Source organism: Herbiconiux sp. VKM Ac-2851 (assembly GCF_013205105.1).
Classification (GTDB): Bacteria; Actinomycetota; Actinomycetes; order Actinomycetales; family Microbacteriaceae; genus Herbiconiux; species Herbiconiux flava.
This window is the reverse complement of the sequence record NZ_JABMLJ010000009.1, coordinates 1-640: the sequence shown is the minus strand read 5'-3', so window position 1 is coordinate 640 and position 640 is coordinate 1. Positions and strand designations below refer to the sequence as shown.

Below are 640 nucleotides of genomic sequence, written 5' to 3'. Positions count from 1 at the left end.
GCGCTCATCCAGGCCGCTCGATCGAGGCCCACCCGTTTCACGAACGGGCCGACGAAGCGGCCACTCGCGAGGAGCACCACGACCTGCGGCAGCGTGCCGACGGCGGCGAGGGCCGGCGGCCACCCCCACGCGAACTGCAGCTGCAGCGTGACCAGGTACGACAGCCCGGCCGTCGCGAGGCCGGCCGCCGCCTTGTAGGCCAGACCGCTGGCGACCAGCGGCTGTACGACGAGATCGAGATCCAGCAGCGGGTGGCGCGCGGTGCGCTCTCGGGCTAGGAAGCCGACCGCTGCGGCCGCGGTGGCCGCCGCTGCACCCCAGGCCGGAGCGACGTCGGTGCCGGCGACGAACAGGGTCGGTGTGAGGAGGACCCCGACGACGGTCGCCGTACCCAGCACGGCACCGATCACGTCGACGGGGTCGCGGTGGAGCTCGGTTCGGCGATCGGCGGCGATCCCGGCGCGGATCCCGAGGAAGGCGATCACCGCGATGGGCGCGTCGGCGACGATGAGCACCTGCCACGGTGCCACGGCGAGCACGAACCCGCCGATGGTGGGCCCGATGGCCAGGCCGACCAGCCCCGCGGTCGAGATGACCGTCAGGGCGCGCACGCGCAGATCGTCCTCGTCGAACAGGCGGA

At 73.6% G+C, this 640-nt stretch carries 1 pseudogene; it reads right to left on the bottom strand.

Annotation, left to right across the window (positions count from 1 at the left end):
- Positions 1 to 640, bottom strand: a pseudogene (locus HQQ85_RS20710) (MFS transporter); the annotation flags it as partial.